Here is a 685-nt window from a genome sequence, read left to right as displayed (position 1 = left end):
GCGCGGCACTGTCGCCCATCAACGAGCGCACATCGCGCCCGCAGGCGGCGACGATCTTCTTCGCCACGCCATAGGCTTCCGGATGCACCGACGAGGCATCGAGCGGCTCGCTGCCATTGGCAATGCGCAGGAAGCCGGCACTTTGCTCGAACGCGCGCGGCCCGAGCCGCGGCACCTTGAGCAAATCCTTCCGGCTGGCGAAGGGACCGGTCGCATCACGACGCGCAACGATGGCGTCGGCGAGCGATGCGCCAAGGCCGGAGACGCGCGCCAGCAGTGGCGCCGAGGCGGTGTTGAGGTCGACGCCGACGGCGTTGACCGCATCCTCGACCACCGCTTCCAGCGAGCGGCCGAGCCGGTACTGGTCGACATCATGCTGATACTGGCCGACGCCGATCGATTTGGGTTCGATCTTGACCAGTTCGGCCAGCGGATCCTGCAGGCGCCGGGCGATCGACACGGCGCCGCGCAGCGACACGTCGAGACCCGGGAATTCCGCCGCCGCCGTCGCCGATGCCGAATAGACCGAGGCGCCCGCCTCGCTGACGATCACCTTGAGCGGCTTCGGGCCACCGTCCGCCGGCATGTCGGACAGCATGTCCGCCACCAGCTTTTCCGTCTCGCGGCTGCCGGTGCCGTTGCCGATCGAAATCAACTCGACCTTGTGCAGGCGGATGAGCTTGGC

1 protein-coding gene is annotated in these 685 nt (G+C 68.2%); it reads right to left on the bottom strand.

Features of this window, described 5'->3' with window-relative positions:
• Positions 1–685, bottom strand: a 685-nt coding sequence (locus EN935_RS38990; protein ID WP_206534714.1) for a helix-hairpin-helix domain-containing protein, incomplete at both ends; no start/stop codon positions are given.

Source organism: Mesorhizobium sp. M7D.F.Ca.US.004.03.1.1 (assembly GCF_003998635.1).
Taxonomy (GTDB): domain Bacteria; phylum Pseudomonadota; class Alphaproteobacteria; order Rhizobiales; family Rhizobiaceae; genus Mesorhizobium; species Mesorhizobium loti.
This window is presented reverse-complemented; position numbering and strand designations above follow the sequence as displayed.